Annotated in this window: 15 protein-coding genes; 3 read left to right on the top strand and 12 right to left on the bottom strand. The window is 67.3% G+C overall.

All coding sequences use genetic code 11. The annotated features are described in order from the left end of the window. Positions 1-29 precede the first annotated feature (29 nt). The 3 genes from OG394_RS05655 to zapE all read right to left on the bottom strand — a co-directional run bounded on the left by OG394_RS05655 (position 30) and on the right by zapE (position 2,935). Positions 30-908: a hypothetical protein gene (locus tag OG394_RS05655; protein WP_328993836.1), complete on the bottom strand. Its 879-nt coding sequence runs from the start codon at positions 906-908 to the stop codon at positions 30-32. Positions 909-1,041: 133 nt separating this feature from the next. Beyond that, positions 1,042-1,905: a PPK2 family polyphosphate kinase gene (locus OG394_RS05650; protein WP_328993835.1), complete on the bottom strand. Its 864-nt coding sequence runs from the start codon at positions 1,903-1,905 to the stop codon at positions 1,042-1,044. Beyond that, a complete protein-coding gene (zapE, locus tag OG394_RS05645) occupies positions 1,874-2,935 on the bottom strand; it encodes a cell division protein ZapE (protein ID WP_328993834.1) in 1,062 nt (353 codons plus the stop codon). The genes OG394_RS05650 and zapE overlap by 32 nt, the downstream gene beginning before the upstream one ends. Positions 2,936-3,044: 109 nt before the next feature. Here zapE and OG394_RS05640 point away from each other — a divergent pair, with 109 nt between their 5' ends. Then, positions 3,045-4,028, top strand: coding sequence for a zinc-binding dehydrogenase (locus OG394_RS05640; RefSeq protein ID WP_328993833.1), 984 nt, complete (start codon positions 3,045-3,047; stop codon positions 4,026-4,028). A gap of 63 nt (positions 4,029-4,091) precedes the next feature. Here OG394_RS05640 and OG394_RS05635 read toward each other — a convergent pair whose 3' ends face one another. Continuing rightward, on the bottom strand, positions 4,092-6,287 hold the full coding sequence (locus OG394_RS05635; RefSeq protein ID WP_328993832.1) for a M4 family metallopeptidase: 2,196 nt from the start codon (positions 6,285-6,287) through the stop codon (positions 4,092-4,094). A 90-nt stretch (positions 6,288-6,377) separates the two neighbouring features. On the opposite strand from OG394_RS05635, the gene OG394_RS05630 reads away from it, so the two are divergent. Beyond that, positions 6,378-7,355, top strand: a complete 978-nt coding sequence (locus OG394_RS05630) for a LysR family transcriptional regulator (RefSeq protein WP_328993831.1) — start codon at positions 6,378-6,380, stop codon at positions 7,353-7,355. On the opposite strand, the gene OG394_RS05625 is transcribed toward OG394_RS05630, so the two are convergent. The 3 genes from OG394_RS05625 to OG394_RS05615 form a co-directional block, all read right to left on the bottom strand. After that, positions 7,352-7,897, bottom strand: coding sequence for a kinase (locus OG394_RS05625; protein WP_328993830.1), 546 nt, complete (start codon positions 7,895-7,897; stop codon positions 7,352-7,354). The two genes, OG394_RS05630 and OG394_RS05625, sit on opposite strands and share 4 nt — an antisense overlap. Before the next feature lie 9 nt (positions 7,898-7,906). Continuing rightward, the gene (locus OG394_RS05620) at positions 7,907-8,695 is read right to left on the bottom strand and encodes an ArsR/SmtB family transcription factor (protein WP_328993828.1); all 789 of its coding nucleotides are present in this window, start codon (positions 8,693-8,695) and stop codon (positions 7,907-7,909) included. An 84-nt stretch (positions 8,696-8,779) separates the two neighbouring features. Next, positions 8,780-9,856, bottom strand: coding sequence for an ATP-dependent DNA ligase (locus OG394_RS05615; RefSeq protein WP_328993827.1), 1,077 nt, complete (start codon positions 9,854-9,856; stop codon positions 8,780-8,782). Between the two features lie 101 nt (positions 9,857-9,957). On the opposite strand from OG394_RS05615, the gene OG394_RS05610 reads away from it, so the two are divergent. Further along, positions 9,958-10,455 carry a hypothetical protein gene (locus OG394_RS05610; protein WP_328993826.1) on the top strand — a complete coding sequence of 166 codons (498 nt, stop codon included), beginning with the start codon at positions 9,958-9,960 and terminating at the stop codon, positions 10,453-10,455. Here OG394_RS05610 and OG394_RS05605 read toward each other — a convergent pair. From OG394_RS05605 to abc-f, 5 genes are all read right to left on the bottom strand, one after another. Next, positions 10,452-11,423, bottom strand: a complete 972-nt coding sequence (locus OG394_RS05605; RefSeq protein WP_328993825.1) for a trypsin-like serine peptidase — start codon at positions 11,421-11,423, stop codon at positions 10,452-10,454. The genes OG394_RS05610 and OG394_RS05605 overlap by 4 nt on opposite strands. A gap of 72 nt (positions 11,424-11,495) precedes the next feature. Further along, positions 11,496-12,449, bottom strand: a complete 954-nt coding sequence (locus OG394_RS05600; RefSeq protein ID WP_328993824.1) for a trypsin-like serine peptidase — start codon at positions 12,447-12,449, stop codon at positions 11,496-11,498. A gap of 222 nt (positions 12,450-12,671) precedes the next feature. Beyond that, a complete protein-coding gene (locus OG394_RS05595; RefSeq protein ID WP_328993823.1) occupies positions 12,672-14,555 on the bottom strand; it encodes an ABC transporter ATP-binding protein in 1,884 nt (627 codons plus the stop codon). A 43-nt stretch (positions 14,556-14,598) separates the two neighbouring features. After that, entirely contained in the window at positions 14,599-15,369 is a 771-nt protein-coding gene (locus tag OG394_RS05590; RefSeq protein ID WP_328993821.1) for an enoyl-CoA hydratase/isomerase family protein, read from the bottom strand. Between the two features lie 57 nt (positions 15,370-15,426). Beyond that, positions 15,427-17,025, bottom strand: a complete 1,599-nt coding sequence (gene abc-f, locus OG394_RS05585) for a ribosomal protection-like ABC-F family protein (RefSeq protein WP_328993820.1) — start codon at positions 17,023-17,025, stop codon at positions 15,427-15,429. Between the last annotated feature and the right edge of the window lie 11 nt (positions 17,026-17,036).

Below are 17,036 nucleotides of genomic sequence, written 5' to 3'. Positions count from 1 at the left end.
CATGCAGGCACAACCCCGGCGAGACGGGCTTATGCAGCTCTCTCGAGGGGGTTGTGCCTGCATGCACGTCCGCGAACAACTTCACCGAGGGACAAGCCGACCCAGGTCTCGTCGAGAATCACGTCCTCCCAGGAATAGCGCAGCGATTGCCAGCCTCGCATCGCAAGATTCACGTGCCGCTTGCAATCCCGGCGCAGCGCACTTCTCGTGTGGTGGAATTCGAACCCCTCAGCCTCCAAGGCAATCCGCCGTGCTGCGCTCGCCAGGTCGACGCGAGCATGGAATTCGTCATCCTCGATGACAAGTTGGGGCACGAAGTCGTCGAAGCCCGCCTCTATCACCCGACTTCTGAGCATCGATTCCAACGCCGACTCCGAGCGGAAGTCGGCTAACTCCGCGACGCGGATCACTCGCTGCCGCCCACTTCCGCCCAACGCGTAGGCCGCCGACAACAGCTCCGAGGGCTCGACCTTCCCCGATCTCAACGCCGAGTCGGCAATGGCAAGCGCCTCGCCGAAGGGGAGCGCCCGCGCACAATCGATGACGGTTCGCAGTGGTGTGGTGGCGTCGTCCAGCACCGGCACAGACGCCCAATGTGGCTGGCATCGCAGGTCCGTCGCCCGCAACCGCCGCTTGCGTCCGAGCGTCACATGCGGCACTGCCGGCCGCGCCACCACCTGGAATCCCCAGTAGAGCGCTGCGCTCTCATGGGACAGCACGCCACCATAGGCATGCGCAACCGCCACTGGCGATGGCTGCTCGGGCAACGCGTAGAAGCCCTTCGCCAGCCGCCTAATTCGCCGGTCCGCTAGAGCCAGCCGGATCGAGCGGGCCGACGTCACCCTGCGCAAGTCGGCAAAAGTCGCGGTGCCACCGACCCTGCGCAGAATGTCCACGACGTCGCCCACCCGTCAATGATGGAGCACCGACGACGAACGCGGCGTTTGTTATCCACAGGCGGACCGCCATGCAGGCACAACCCCACCAAACCGCATTCCTAGGCCTTCGACGAACAGGTTGTACCTGCGTGGCGGTCCGGGCTCAGCTTTCGGCGACGCGGCTCTTCTCCAGCGCCACGTCGAAGTCGGCTTTGGGCCATTCGGGGTTGAGGTCCTGGAGGGTCTCGAGGAGGAGGGTGGTGACGGCCCAGTTGCGGTACCACTTGCGGTCGCTGGGGATGACGTGCCAAGGCGCATGGTCGGCGTTGCACTTCTCGATGGCCGCCTCGTACGCCTCGGTGTAGGCGGGCCAGAGTTGGCGTTCGTCGACATCGCCCGGGTTGTACTTCCAGTGCTTCGTCGGGTCGTCGAGACGCGCCTGCAACCGCTCCTTCTGCATCTCCGGCGAGATATGCAGGAAGCACTTCACCACCGTGATCCCGGCACCCGCCAGCTCCGTCTCGAACTCGTTGATCGCGTCGTACCGGCGGTTCCACACCGGCGCGGCGACGAGATTCCGCACTCGCGCGATCAGCACGTCCTCGTAATGCGACCGGTCGAAGATCCCGATCTGGCCCGGTGCCGGCAAGGCCTGGCGGATGCGCCAGAGGAAGCCGCGCCGCTTCTCGGCCGGCGTCGGCGCCTTGAACGACGTGATCCGCAAGCCCTGCGGGTCCATCAGGCCGGCGCCGTGCCGGATCACGCCACCCTTGCCGGACGTGTCCATACCCTGCAGCACCAGCAGCACGCTGCGTTCGCCGCCTTTGCGGCCTTCGGCGAACAGGCGTTCCTGCCAGTCCGACACCTCGGGCGCCAGCGCGGCCAATGCCTCGCGGCCTTCCTCCTTGGTACCGCTGAAGCCCGTCGTGGCCCGCGGGTCGAACGAACTCAGGTCGACCGGACCGGCCTTGACCCGTAGTGCGCTGGACAAACCCTCAGACTTCTTCTCGTTCTTCTTCGACGCCATGCCCGCCATCCTGCCCCATCCCGGCTCGCGCCAGCGCGATCAGCCGCGACAACGCGCGCAGGTACTTCTTGCGATAGCCGCCCTTGAGCATCCGCTCGTCGAACATCCGGTCCAACGGCACACCGCTGGCCAGCAACGGGATATCCCGGTCATACATCCGGTCGGCCAGTACGACGAGCCGGAGCGCGACGTTCTCGTCGGTGATCTCGCGGATGTCCACCAGCCCCACGGCCGTCACCCCGTCGAGCAGCGCGCCGTACTTGCTCGGATGCAACTCCGCGAGATGCCGATGGACGTCGACGAAGTGGTCGCACGACGCGCCCTCCCGCGCCGACGCCAACCGCGCCACCTCGTCATCGGTCAACGGCGCGGGCGCTGTCGGCAGACCCCGGTGCCGGTAGTCCTGCCCGTCGATCCGCAGTACGTCAAACCGCGCGGCCAATCCCTGGATCTCGCGCAGGAAGTCGGTCGCCTGGAACCGGCCCTCCCCCAGCCGATCCGGCAACGTGTTCGAGGTCGCGGCGAGTTGCACGCCACCCTCGACCAACTGCCCGAGCAGTCGCGAGATCAGCACGGTGTCGCCGGGATCGTCCAGCTCGAACTCGTCGATACAGATCAACCGGTACGGCGTGAGCACCTCGACGGCCCGGCGCATCCCGATCGCGCCGACCAGGTTGGTGAGCTCGACGAACGTGCAGTACATCTTCGGGCCCGACGACTCGTGCCACAGCGACGCGAGCAAATGCGTCTTGCCCACACCGAACCCGCCATCGAGATAGACGCCCGCCTTCCCCGGCACCTCCTGCGAGCCCCGGCCGAAACGCCACCACGACCGGGTCTCCGTACGCGGCCCGGCGAGCGTCGTACCGCGTTCGCGGAGCAGCGCGAGGGCTGCCGCCTGACTCGGCTCGGACGGGTCCGGGCGGTAGGTCTCGAACCGCACGGGCGCGAACCGGGGTGGCGGCACGCACTCGGACAACAGCCGGTCCGGGCTGACGTCCGGCCGGCGGTCGATGAGGCGGATCGGCATGCCGCACAGCCTACTCAGCCCGGTCCGACGCCCCGGCACGAGCGGGCTTGACTTCAAGTCCACTGGAGCTTTTAGCGTGAGCGGCACCACGACAACAGGAGGTCCCACGATGCACGCCATCCGCCTGCACGAGTTCGGTCCGGCCGGCAATCTTCGCTACGAGGAGACGGCGGATCCCGAACCGGCCGCGGGCCAGGTCCGCATCCGGGTCGAGGCCGCGGGCGTCCACCTGCTCGACACCGTCCTCCGCGCGGGTACCAGCGGTGGCGGACCGGTCGCACCACCCGACCTCCCGACCATCCCCGGCCGCGAGGTGGCAGGCCGCGTCGACGCCGTCGGCCCCGGCACCGACGAGTCGTGGCTCGGCCGGCGGGTCGTCGTACATCTTGGTCAGGTCCCCGGTGGCTACGCCGAACTGGCCGTCGCGTCGGCGGAGGCCGTACACGCGATACCTGATCACCTCGATGCGGCTGATGCCGTGGCGATCATCGGCACCGGCCGTACGACGATGGGCGTTCTCGCCGATGCGCGCCTGACCAAGGACGACGTGGTCCTGATCACCGCCGCCGCGGGCGGAATCGGCAACCTGCTGGTGCAAACCGCCCGCAACACGGGCGCCACCGTCGTGGCCCTCGCGGGTGGTCCCGCGAAAGTCGAGGAGGTCCGTTCACTTGGCGCGCAGATCGCGATCGACTACCGCGACTCCGATTGGCCGGAGCAGGTCCGGGCCGAACTCGACGGCCGAGCAGTCACGGTCGTCCTCGACGGCGTCGGCGGTGAATCCGGTCGGGCGGCCTTCGAGCAGTTGGGTATCGGCGGTCGGCTGGTGATGTTCGGCTGGTCCGCGGGCAAGCCGACCGCGCTGACGACGGACGACATCGTGGCCCGGGGTCTGACCGTGAGCTGGGCGATCGGCCCCAAGCTCTTCCAGCGCCCCGGCGGTCTTCGCGGCCTCGAAACCGCCGCCCTCGCGGAGGCGATCGACGGCCGCTGGAAACCCCTCACCACCCGCTTCCCCCTGGCCAAAGCCGCCGACGCGCACCAAGCCCTGGAAGATCGCGAAACCACCGGCAAAGTCGTCCTGGTGCCGTAGAAGTAGCGAGCGGCCCGGGGGACGGAAGCCGGGCCGCTCGCTGGCATCAGGGCGGGTCAGTACTTAGTAGATCGTGTACTTGAAGGTCGTCGTACCGCTCGCGCCTCCGCTGTCGGTCGCCGTCACCGTGACGGTGTAGACGCCTGCGGTGGTGGGCGTTCCGGAGATGACGCCCGTCGCGCTGATCATCAGTCCGGGCGGCAACCCGGTCGCCTTGAAGGTGATCGGCAGACCACGGCTCGAGGTGGCCGCGATCTTCAGCGGTGAGATGGCAATTCGGGTGAACCAGGCCTTCGCACCCGGGTTGGTGACCGTGACGGTGCCGGTCGTTGCCGCTCCAACCGTCAGCCGGAAGGTCGCCGTACGGTCGGACGACGTTCCATCGGCGGCGAGGCGTACGTCGTACGTTCCGTTGGGTGTGGTCGCGCTGGTGGTGATGGTCAGCCGGGACGACGTGCCGGATTGGAGCGACGCCGGGGAGAAGGTGGCCGTGGCGCCGGTCGGCAGGCCGGACGCGGTGAGCTGGATGGCCTGGGCCGAGCCGTTGCCGATCGTCGTGTTGACCGTCGCGGTCGTGGAGCCGCCGGGCTGGACGGATGCCGACGTCGGCGTGACCGAGAGCGTGTAGTCGTCGGCGGCCGCCACGCAGCTGACCTCACCGGCTTGGGCGCCGAGGCTGACCGCGTTCCACGCCGCCTTCACCTTCGCGTGCCAGGCGCAGGTCGGGTCCAGGCTCTTCGCCGCCGCGAGCGTGTTGAGGCGCCACTTGGGGTACGTCATACCGGTGGTCTTCGCGAGCATCGCGTTGTAGAAGATCCGGCCGGCCTCCTTCTGACCGATCCCCGTCAGTACGGCGTTGTTGCACGTCGGGCTGTTCGGCTTGCCATTGCCCGGCGCGGATCCCTCGGCCAACAGGTAGAACCAGTGGTTCATCGGACCACCCGCGGCGTGCACCGACTGCGGCAGGTTCGCGGAGTAACAGTTCGGGTGCCCGGCGGCCTTGGCCGGCTCGTACATATAGCGGATCGGGCCATCGCCGAACACGTCGACGTTCTCGCCGATCTCATAGTCCGGCACGTCGTTCGGGTTGTTGAGGTACTGCTCGGTGAGCGTCGCCCAGATATCCGCGACGGCTTCCTGGGTGGGCCAGCCCGAGAGACCACCCGGCGTCTTCGCGTCCAGACCGTGCCCGTACTCGTGGGCGACCACGTCGTTCTGGGTGATCCACTCGCGATTCATGTTGTACCCGAAGACGACCCCGTCCGGGTTATGGCCCGAGCCCCAGAAGGCGTTGGTGTCGCCGAGTCCGACGACCGCGTCCGCCCACCGGCCCTGGCCGTCCAGCCCGTTCCGGCCGAACCAGTCCTTCAGCATGTCCCACTCGCCGGCGGCGGCGTACATCACGTCGACGCAGGCAGCCTCCTTGCTGGTCTTCACCGCGGAGCCCCAGACGTTGTCCGCACCGGAGAACACCGCGCCGGTGCTGAGGTCCGCGCACTTGAGGTTCGGTCGGGCGGGATCAGTCATCGTGTACGTCGACCCCGACTGCGTGGTGCCGATCGTGAGGCCGGCGCCGTTCCAGGCGCCAGTGCCGGTGCCTGCGGCCATCTGCTCGATGGCGCCCAGCACCTTGGCGGTGCGCGCGTCGACGTACACCTTCTTGCGGCTCGGCTCACCGCGGTCCTTGCCCTCGACAACGGTCTCCCAGGCCAGCGCGGGTTGCGTACCGCCCGCATAGACGACCAGGAGCGGCTTGTCCTGCTGGACCCGTCCATCGGCGAGCGCCGTCCGGGCCACGTTCTTGGCGCGGTCCTGGCTGACGGTCGCCTTGCGGGACACCTTGATCGGCCGCTGTTGCGCGACGGTCAGACCCCGGCTGTTGCCCTGGGCATCGGTCGTCACGACGAAGTCGCCACCGACCACCGGCAGATCCTGGTAGGTCCGGTCGTACGACACGTAGCGCAGACCCCACGGGGTGCTGATGGCGCCGCGGCGTACGAACCGGTCGGCGGAACCGGCCTTCAGCTCGGCGGGACGAGTCGCGATCAAACGCTCGACCTTGGCCAGCACGTCCTGCATGGCGGCGCGTGGGTCGTTGGGCGGTACGGCGGCTGCCTCGGCACCGGCGGAGGTACCGACTGAGGCACCGCCTGAGGCCGCGGCGGCTGGGGGCGACATGCGGGCGGCGACCGACGTGGCGGCGACGGCCAGACCCAGCACGCAGCCGGCCGCGGTCAGGCGGAGGGCTCGGTTCTTCACGGGAAACTTCCAATCTCAGGGCGGATTCCCCTGAGAGTCGCAGTCCGCGGTATGGCGCGTCTTATCCCGACAGGGCATAACCTGAACCTTATGGAGCTGGAACTTCGCCATCTGAAGGTCGTCTGCCGACTGGCCGACACCGGCAGCATCTCGAAGGCCGCCGCGGCCTGCGGGGTCTCCCAGCCGGCTCTCACCGCACAGCTTCACCGGATCGAGGACGCGATCGGCGGGCCGTTGTTCGAGCGCGGGCCGAGCGGCGTGCGGGCCACACCACTGGGCAGACATGTGCTTGGCCGGGCGCGAATCCTGTTGGCCGATATGGACGAGTTGATCGGTGGCAGCAGACGGTACGCCGCCGGACCGCGGCCGCTGCGGCTCGGATCGGTGCGGATGGTGATGTTCGGCAGTTGGCTTGCCAGGCTCGAAGAACTCCTGCCGGACCGCGAGATCATCACCCAGGTGGACGCCTCCTGGGTGGCGCTCAACGAGCTGCTCGCCGTCGAGGTCGTCGATGTGGTGATGCTCGGCCGCGGCGACACCGGCCACGCGGCGCCCTGCCCGACCGGCGTGGTCGAGCAGACCATGGTCTACCCGGAGCCGGCCGCGATCGCGCTGCCGACCGCGCATCGGCTGGCCGGTCAGGACGAGATCAACCTCGCCGAGCTGGCCGACGATATCTGGATCACGCCACCGGCCGGCAAGGAGGACGGCGATGTGGCCGACCTGCGCCGGGCCTGCGAGGCGGCCGGGTTCGAACCGGAGTTCCGGTACGGCAACCTGGACAGCGTCGAGATCGAGCAGCTGATCGGCGCGGGGCGCGGCGTCTGCCTGTGCGCGCCGACCTCACGCCCGATCCCGAACGCGGTCATTCTGCCTTTGACCGGTCAGCCGGTCCTCTGGCGACGTGCGTTGCGCTGGCGGCCGGAGCGCATCTCGCAGACCGACGCGGATCTGATCCACGAGGCGTTCGTCGCCACCTACCGCGAGACCATCGCGGCCCACGCCGCCGTGCGGCCCTGGTGGGCGGACCACCCGGACGCCCACCCGGTGGTACTCGACCCGCGCTAATCGTCGAGCAGACCCCGGAGTACGGCGCCTTGCTTCCAATCGAGGTCGGCGCGGATCCGCTCGACCGTTGCGTCCAGACTGCTCGTCTCGTCGAACACGTGCTCACCCGGTACGCCGAGCACGTCGTACGGCTGATACCAACCCCGCATCGCGTCAGGCGTGACCACCTTGGCCAGCGGTCTCCCGGCGTGCCGTCGCAGGGTTTCCTCGAGCGAGAGCTGGAAGTAGTACGTGCCGGTGACGCCCTTGTGGTCGCCGATCAACCGCCGCAACATCTCGCCGTACGCCTGCGAGTTGAGGATGCCTTCGAGGACCACGTCGTACCCGCTATCCAAGGCATAGCGCACGGTCTGATCGATCAGGCCGATATTCGGCGCGCTCGGTAAGTCGTGCTCGCGCAGGAGAATTCGGCGTAAGTAGTCCTGTTCTACCCACGCGACGCCGCGTCCGAGCCGCGCCCGCAACTCCTGCGCCGTAGTGCTTTTGCCGGACCCCGAGTTCCCCCGCAGGACCACCAATCGCGTCCCCAGCTCACCAGTCATCCCGGGAGTTTAGGCAGGTTCGGGGAGCGGGTGGCCGGTTTCCAGGAGGGACTTGAGGGAGCTGAGGAGGTGTGGCCAACCCTGGGAGACGGAGGCGAGGACGACGCTGCCGGGCGGGAAGGCGTCGTGGGTGACGGCCAGTTTGACGAGGTCGCCGCTGGGCTCGAGGTCGAAGGTGACTTTGGAGCGCGGCTCGGCGGCGGCCGTCGCGATCCACTCGTCGTCGAAGTCGAAGGCCTTGCCGAACTCGGGCGTGAAGGTGTGCCAGGTGTACGACAGGCGTTTGCCCGGCTCGGCCTCGAGCACGACCTGCTCCGGGTCTTCGATGGTCACGCCGGCCTGGGTAAAGGTGACGGTTGAGCCGGGTTTCCAGTCGGAGTCGAGGGTGACGCCCCAGTACTGCTCGGTGAAGGCCGGCTCGGTGAGCGCCTGCCAAAGCTTCTCGGGCGTGGTCTTGATGTAGCTGACGTAGACGAATTCCGGTGCGGTCATAGGTTGCTCCAATGCGATCTTCAGGTCGGCGAGCGCCTGGACCCGCTGCTTGTCGTAGCGGTTGATCCAGCGATCGGCGATGGCGTTGATCGGCTCGGCATTGAGGTGGTGGAACTTCTCCCGGCCGCTGCGGACCGTCGCGATCAGGCCGGCGGCTTCGAGTACGGCGAGGTGCTTGCTCACCGCTTGCCGGGTCAGGTCGAGGGATGCGCACAGCGAACTCAGCGTCTGCCCGTTGTGCTCGTTCAAGCTGTCGAGCAGGGCTCGCCGGGTCGGATCCGCGAGCGCTTTGAATACCTCGTCCACATCACACCTCAATAGGCAGCCAATCGGTTGCCTAAACAAAATAGGCAGCCGATTGGTTGCATGTCAACCCGGGGTCAACTCGGTTCAGACGATGTTGGCGTTCAGCACGTCGTCGAGGTCGAACTTGACCGGCTCCTCGAGCTGCTCGTAGGTGCACGACTCGGGCGTCCGGTCCTCGCGCCAGCGGACGAACTGCGCGGTGTGACGGAAGCGGACGCCTTCCATATGGTCGTACCGCACCTCGACAACGCGCTCGGGCCGCAGCGGGATGAAGCTGAGGTCCTTACCGGCCTGCCAGCGGCTGCCCTCGGCGTTGCGCGGGGTCCGATTACCTTCCTCCTGCTTGGCCCACGCCCACGGGTGATCGTCGAAGTCGGTCACCAACGGCTGCAACTCCTGGAACAACTCCTCGCGCCGAGCCATCGGGAACGCGCCGATCACGCCGACGCTGGCCAGCACGCCGTCGGTGTTGAACAACCCGAGCAGCAACGAGCCGATCCGCTCCGGCCCACTCTTGTGCAGCCGGTAACCCGCGACGACGCAATCCGCCGTACGTTCGTGCTTGATCTTGAACATCGTGCGCTTGTCCGGCAGGTAATGCCCGTCGAGCGGCTTCGCGATCACACCGTCGAGCCCGGCGCCTTCGAACTGCTCGAACCACTCCTGCGCGACGGCCTTGTCCGCGGTCGCCGGGGTGAGGTGGACCGGCGCTTTGACGCCGGCCAGCGCCTTCTCCAGGGCAGCACGCCGCTCGGCGAACGGGCGCTCGGTGTAGTCGACATCGCCGAGCGCCAGCAGGTCGAACGCGACGAACCGCGCCGGCGTCGTCTCGGACAGCATCTTCACGCGGCTCGCGGCCGGGTGGATCCGCTGCTGCAACATCTCGAAGTCCAACCGGTTGCCGTCGGCACCGACCAGCACGATCTCGCCGTCGATCACGCAGCGCTCCGGCAGCTCGGCCAGGAACGCCTCGACCAGCTCCGGGAAGTAGCGGGTCATCGGCTTCTCGTTGCGGCTGCCGATCTCCACCTCGTCCCCGTCGCGGAAGATGATCGACCGGAAACCGTCCCACTTGGGCTCGAAGCTCAGGTCGCCGTCCGGAATCTGCTTGACCGCCTTCGCCAGCATCGGCGCGACCGGCGGCATCACGGGAAGTCGCATGTCACCTTCTTACCCCAGAAACCGTCCGCTTCTGCCGCTCCAGGCCCAATTCGCGGCATGATGGAAGCAGAACGCCCTAGGCAACACCGGAGGTGGCTCAGATGTACGACGTTGTGCTGCTCGTCGAGCAAGAGCTGACGGAAGAAGACGCCAAACAGGTCGTCACGCTGCACGAGGATATTCCCGAACCAGTGAAGTACCACGTTGTCATCCCCTGCCACAACGCCGAGGCCGGAGTGGAGGCCTCCCTCGCCGCACTCGGCACCGCCGATCTGTACGGCGCGGGTATCGCCGACCAGCGCAACGACCTGGCCGCGGCGCAGCGGGCGATCGACGATGAGGCCAAGGGCTGCAGTGGCCGGAGCGTCGCGCGGCTGCAGGCACTCGGTCAGATCGCCGAGGGTGGTATCAGCCACGAACGGGCGATCACCGCGCTGACCCAGACCGTGGAGAAGGTCGACGGCCGCGAGGTCATCATCCTCACCCGGCCACACGTCGTGGCCGAGTTCTTCCACGTGGACTGGTCCGCACAGGCCCGCCGCCACCTCGGCGTACCGGTTCTGCACCTACTGGAGCACGACGAGCAGAAGACCTCCTAAGCCTTCTGCATCGCGTTGTAGAGCGTCTGCGTGTCCGCACCGAACTTGGGCCCGAAGATCGCCGGCACGTCCAGTGGCACGCCCAAATTTGACAGGGCGATCTTGTAGCTGTTCACCGAGGTCAGAAGGCCTCTGCCGGTCGCAGGGTCGAACGACTGGAACCAGCCACCACCACTCGCACCACCGGTCAGGTTCGACACCAGGCCGTAGCCGTCGGAGAACAGCGGTATGGCGAGCACTGCCGCGCCACTCGAGTAGATGAGCTTGGTGCCGTCGTACGGCGCTGCTGCCGGGTAGCCGAAGGCGTAGACCTGCTTGAGCAAGGCTGAGCTGAAGGTGATTCCCTGCCCGCCGACGACGTCCGTGAGCAGCTTGCCGCCTAGCGAATCGACTACCGCAGCACCCACGTCGTAGCTGAAGGACTCGCTCGCGACCCACTGCGGCAGGGCGCTGGTCAGGCGGGCAGTCCAGGTCCCGTACGGCGCGGTGCCGTTGTTGTACGCCGGCACGAACACCCAGTTGGTGTGCCAGGCGCCTCCGAGGCGGACGCAATGCCCTGCGGTGATGACCGTGCTCTTGTTGGCACTCGTGACGGCCGTGCCGCTGCAGGACGCCTTCCGGCCGCCGTACAGGAAGAAGACGCGGCCCTCGGTCTTCACGATCGCGCCACCGAAGGTCCACGCGGAGCCGGCGTTCACTGGTGCTGCGGCTGCCGCGGTTGGTTGCACCACGGCGGGAGCGCCGAGGCGGACGGGCAGCGTGGACCGAAGAGTTGCCTTAGGCATCAACTTCTCGACCGGTACGGCCGCACGCAACCGGGACGGCGTCCAGTACGACCGGGCCTGGGCCTGCGCAGATGGGCCGACCGTCGTGATTCCGGCTGGAGCGGCAGCAGTTGCCGCAGGCACCGAAATAGGCGCGGCGAGCAACGAAAACGACAGCAAAGTGGCGCGAACGACTGTACGCATGGCGATTTGCCTCACTCTCGGGAAGACATGCGAGGCGGGCCCGGCCCCGAGACCGGGCCCGCTCCGATGGAACTATGCGGCCTGGGCGGCGTTGTACACGTTCTGGGCGTCAGTGCCAAAGTACGGCCCGAACATCCAGTTGGGGAAGAAGTTGATCTTGTAGCTGTTCACAGAGTTGACCGTGCCGAGTCCAGTGGTCTCACTGAAGTTGAGGAACCAACCGCCGCCGCTGGAACCGCCGGTCATGTTGCAGGTCATGCCGATTCCGTTGCTGATAAAGGCGTTGAAGACCGTGCCACTGCAGTAGATCAGCTTGGACCCGTCGTACGGCGCCGCCGCCGGGTATCCGAAGGCGTACATCCGCTGCCCGCGCGCCTGGTTGAACGCGACGCCTTGACCACCGACGACGTCCGTGAGCGACTGGCCGTTCAGCGAGTTCACCGCGGCGGCACCGATGTCGTAGTTGATGTCCTCGCTCGCGACCCACTGCGGTGTCGCGAACGTCTTCTTGGCGGTCCAGGTGCCGTACGGCGTGGCGCCGTTGTTGTACGCCGGGACGAACACCCAGTTCGTGTGGAACGCCCCGTCGAGTTTGACGCAGTGCCCGGCAGTGATGACCGTGCTCTTGTTGGCACTCGTGACGGCCGTACCACTGCAGGACGCCGTACGGCCCGTGTAGGTGAAGAAGACCCGGCCCTCGGTCTTCACGATCGCTCCCCCGCCGGTCCAGGCGCTACCGCCGTTGGGAAAGGCTGTCGGGGCAAAGGACGTCGCAGCGCCCTTAGGCACGTCTACCGACGACGGCAGCCCAGTACGTCGTACGAGCTGGTCCATCGGTGTAGCCGAGCGCATCCGCTCAGGCGTCCAGTAGGCGGTCACATCGGCCTGCTGGGCGGCAGTAACGGCTGCGGCCGCACTGACCGGCGCGGGCTTGTCGTTGATGGCGGAGGCGGTACTAAGTGGTGCGGAGACGAGCAGGACGCTGGCGGCGGCCAGCAAGCTCAGACGCAAGGTGGGACGCTTCATCTGCTGCCACACTTTCCGGACCGGCGAGGTGACGCCGGCCGCAAGTCGACGGGGATCTGGCGGTATCTGCCCATGGACTTACAACCCGGCAGCCCGCGGTGGCTCCGCGGTTACCGGGTGGTACTCAGCGCGCTGAACGGGGAGGCTAAACAAACCTGTCGCGGAAAGCAACAGCTCGCACACTCATCGTCAACACCGCCCGCGTATTGCTCACGAACGAGGTCAGACGGGGTTGGGCTCCGGGGCGAATTGGGTGCGGTAGAGGTCGGCGTAGAGGCCGTCGCGGGCGAGGAGTTCGAGGTGGGTGCCGCGTTCGACGATGCCGCCGGCGTCGACGACGAGGATCAGGTCGGCGTTGCGCACGGTGGAGAGGCGGTGCGCGATCACGAGCGACGTACGGCCTTCGAGGGCACTGTCGAGAGCACGCTGCACGGCCGCCTCGGACTCGGAGTCGAGGTGTGCCGTGGCTTCATCGAGTACGACGATGCGCGGTGCCTTGAGCAGCAACCGCGCGATCGCGAGCCGCTGGCGCTCGCCACCCGAAAGCCGGTGACCGCGATCCCCCACCACGGTGTCGAGCCCATCCGGCAAGGCCGCGATCAGGTCCCACACCTGGGCCGCGCGCAACGCGTCAGCCATCTCCTCGTCGGTGGCCTCCGGCTGGGCATAGGCGAGGTTGGCGCGGATGGTGTCGTGGAACATATGCGCGTCCTGGGTGACGTACCCGATGGCCTGGTGGAGGGATCGCAAGGTCACCTCGCGGACGTCGTGGCCGCCGATCCGCACCGCGCCCGCAGTCACGTCGTACAGGCGGGCCACGAGGTTTGTGATGGTCGTCTTGCCGGCACCGGACGGACCGACCAAGGCCACCATGTTGCCGGGGGCAACGGTGAAGCTGACGTCGCGCAAAACCTCGGCGGAGGCGCGTTTGTCCAGCACTGCAACGGATTCCAGCGAGGCGAGCGAGACCTCTTCCGCGGTCGGGTAGGAGAAACCAACGTGCTCGAAGGAGACCGTCGCGGCATCACGCGGCAAGTCGGTGGCATCAGCAGCGTCGGCGATCATCGGTTTGAGGTCGAGCACCTCGAAGACGCGCTCGAACGAGACCAGCGCGGTCATCACGTCGACCCGGACGTTCGACAAGGCGGTCAACGGGCCGTACAACCGGCCGAGCAGCGCCACCAGGGCGAGCAACGTCCCGACGGTGAGCGTGTTCCGGACGGCGAGGTTGCCGCCCACGCCGTACACCAGGGCCGTCGCGAGCGCAGCCACCAGGGTGAGGGCGGTGAAGAAGACCCGGCCGAGCATGGCGATCCGGATACCGAGGTCGCGGACCCGGCCGGAGCGCTCGGCGAACTGCGCGTTCTCCACGTCAGGACGGCCGAACAGCGTGACGAGCAGGGCGCCGCCGACGCTGAAGCGCTCGGTCATCGCGGTCGACATGTCCGCGTTGAGCTGCATCTGCTCCCGGGTCATCGCGGCCAGCCGGCGGCCGAGGTAGCGCGCGGGCAACAGGAAGACCGGCAGCAAGAGGATCGCCACGATGGTCAGCTGCCACGACAGCACGAGCATCGCGCCGACGACCAGCACCAGGCTGATCACGTTCGAGACGACGCCGGACAAAGTCGACGTGAAGGCCTGTTGAGCGCCGATCACGTCGTTGTTGAGCCGGGACACCAGCGCGCCAGTCTGGGTGCGGGTGAAGAACGCGACCGGCATCCGCTGCACATGCGCGAACACCTTGGTCCGGAGGTCGAAGATCAGGCCTTCACCGATCCGCGCGGAGAACCAGCGCTGGACCAGCCCGAGGCCCGCCTCGACCACCGCGAGCAGCGCGACGATCAGCGCCAGCATGGTGACCAGACCGGCGTCGCCCTTGATGATGCCGTCGTCAACGATCTTCTTGAACAACAGTGGCGAGGCGATCACCAGAACGGCCGACACGATCACCAAGAGCAAGAAAAACGTGATCTGCAGCGTGAACGGCTTGGCGAAGGTCAGGATGCGCTTCAGCGTGCCCTTGGCAAGCTTCTGGTTGACGACCGACAGATCCTGGCGTCGCCAGCTCATCGGGCTACCGCCCATCGAGCCCATGCGCATTGACATTGAAAAAGCCCTCCACCTCTCAGGACCTAGTCAACACCGTTTTTCAGCCGAAACTTCCCATCAGCTCGACCAAACGACGGGCCTGGGCCTCGCGCTCGGCCTTGAGCTGCTCGTCGTACGACCGGCTCTGCGCCTCGATGAGCAGCGCCTTGGTCTCACGCACCGCGCCAACTAGCGGCGCCAGTAGGGCCGCGCTCAGGTCGGCAACGGCCGACTCGAGTTCCGAGGCCGGTACGACGATGTTGGCCAGACCCCATTGCAGGGCCTCTTCCGCCTCGACCCAGCGAGTGGTCGCGCAGATCTCCAGGGCGCGGGAGTACCCGATCAGCTCGACGAGGGGATGCGTACCACCGAGATCCGGCACCAAACCGAGGGCGGGCTCGCGCATGCTGAACTTGGCGTCCGGCGTGACGACCCGAAGGTCACACGCGAGCGCGAGCTGGAAGCCGGCACCAACCGCGTGCCCCTGGACCGCCGCGATGCTGACGAACGACGGATCGCGCAGCCAGGAGAATCCGCCCTGGAAGGCCGCGATCTCGGCGTGGATCTCCTCGGGAGCCTTCGCGCCAAGCGTGAGCAGAGGCGGTTCGCCGTCGATCGGCTCGCCCATGATCAGGCGCCGATCGAGGCCGGCCGAGAACGACTGGCCCTTCCCCGACACGATCACCACCCGGACGTCGGACGGCAGCTCCGCGCCGAACTTCGCCAGCGCCCGCCAGGTGGCCGGCGTCTGCGCGTTGCGCACCTCCGGCCGGTCGAGCACCACGCGGGCAACAGGCCCGTCCACCGAGAATCGCACGCCACCATCCGTCATGCGGCGAACGATATACCAACGAGTAACACCGCCCAGAGGTCTGGGCGGTGTTACTCGTCAGGCCAGTGAGACCAGGTCGGCGTAGTCGGGCGACCAGAGATCCTCGACGCCGTCCGGCAGCAGCAGTACGCGCTCCGGCTCGAGCGCCTCGACGGCACCCTCGTCGTGGGTGACCAGCACGATCGCGCCCGTGTACGAGCGGATCGCGTTCAGGACCTCGGTGCGGGAGGCGGGGTCCAGGTTGTTGGTCGGCTCGTCCAGCAGCAGCACGTTCGCCGCCGAGACGACCAGCGTGGCCAGGGCCAGCCGGGTCTTCTCGCCACCGGAGAGCACCTTGGCCGGTTTGTCCGCGTCGTCCCCGCTGAAGAGGAACGAGCCGAGCACACTGCGTGCCTGGGTCTCGTTGAGGTCGGGCGCGGCCGACTTCATGTTCTCCAGCACGGTCCGGTTGACGTCCAGGGTCTCGTGCTCCTGGGCGTAGTACCCGAGTTTGAGCCCGTGACCGTCGAGCACCTCGCCGGTGTCCGACTTCTCGATCCCGGAGAGCACCCGCAGCAGGGTGGTCTTGCCGGCACCGTTGAGGCCCAGTACGACGACCCGGCTGCCGCGGTCGATGGCCAGGTCGACGTCCGTGAAGATCTCCAGCGATCCGTACGACTTCGAGAGCTCCTTGGCCATCAAAGGCGTCTTGCCACAAGGCGCGGGCGTCGGGAACGAGATCTTCGCGACGCGATCGGACACGCGCTCGTCCTCGAGCTCGGACATCAGCTTTTCGGCGCGCTTCAGCATCTGCTGGGCGGCGCTGGCCTTGCTCGCCTTGGCGCGCATCTTGTTGGCCTGGCTGATCAGCTGATCGGCCTTCTTCTCCGCGTTACCGCGCTCGCGCTTGCGGCGCCGCTCGTCGGTCTCGCGCTGGGTCAGGTACACCTTCCAGCCGACGTTGTAGACGTCGATCTCGGCGCGGTTGGCGTCCAGATGGAAGACCCGGGTGACGGTCTCCTCGAGCAGGTTCACGTCGTGGCTGATCATGATGACGCCACCGGGATACTGCTTCAGGAAGTCCCGGAGCCAGACGATCGAGTCCGCGTCCAGGTGGTTGGTGGGCTCGTCCAGCAGCAGCGTCTCCGCCTGGGCGAAGAGGATCCGCGCCAGCTCCACCCGGCGGCGCTGACCACCCGACAGGGTGCCGAGCGGCTGACCGAGAACCCGGTCGGGCAGACCGAGGTTGGCCGAGATGCGAGCCGCCTCGGACTCCGCCGCGTATCCGCCGGCCGCGTGCAGGTCGGCCTCGGCCCGTTCGTACCGGCGCATGGCCTTGTCGCGAGTGCGGTCATCCGCGCTCGCCATCGATTTCTCGGCGGACCTCAGGCGCCGAACGACGTCGTCCAGGCCGCGGGCGGACAGAATCCGGTCCCGGGCAAGGATCTCCAGGTCGCCGGTGCGCGGGTCCTGTGGCAGGTACCCGATCGAACCGGACGACGAAACGGATCCGGAGGCCGGCAGAGCTTCGCCGGCGAGGATCTTGGTCAGGGTTGTCTTGCCTGCTCCGTTACGGCCGACCAGACCGACTTTGTCACCCGGTCCGACACGAAAAGACGCGGGAGAAAGTAGCTGTCTGGCCCCGACACGGACCTCAAGATTGGTAACAGTGATCATGGGCCCGCACT

Origin of the sequence: Kribbella sp. NBC_01245, from assembly GCF_036226525.1 — a bacterium.
Lineage (GTDB): Bacteria > Actinomycetota > Actinomycetes > Propionibacteriales > Kribbellaceae > Kribbella.
This window is presented reverse-complemented; position numbering and strand designations above follow the sequence as displayed.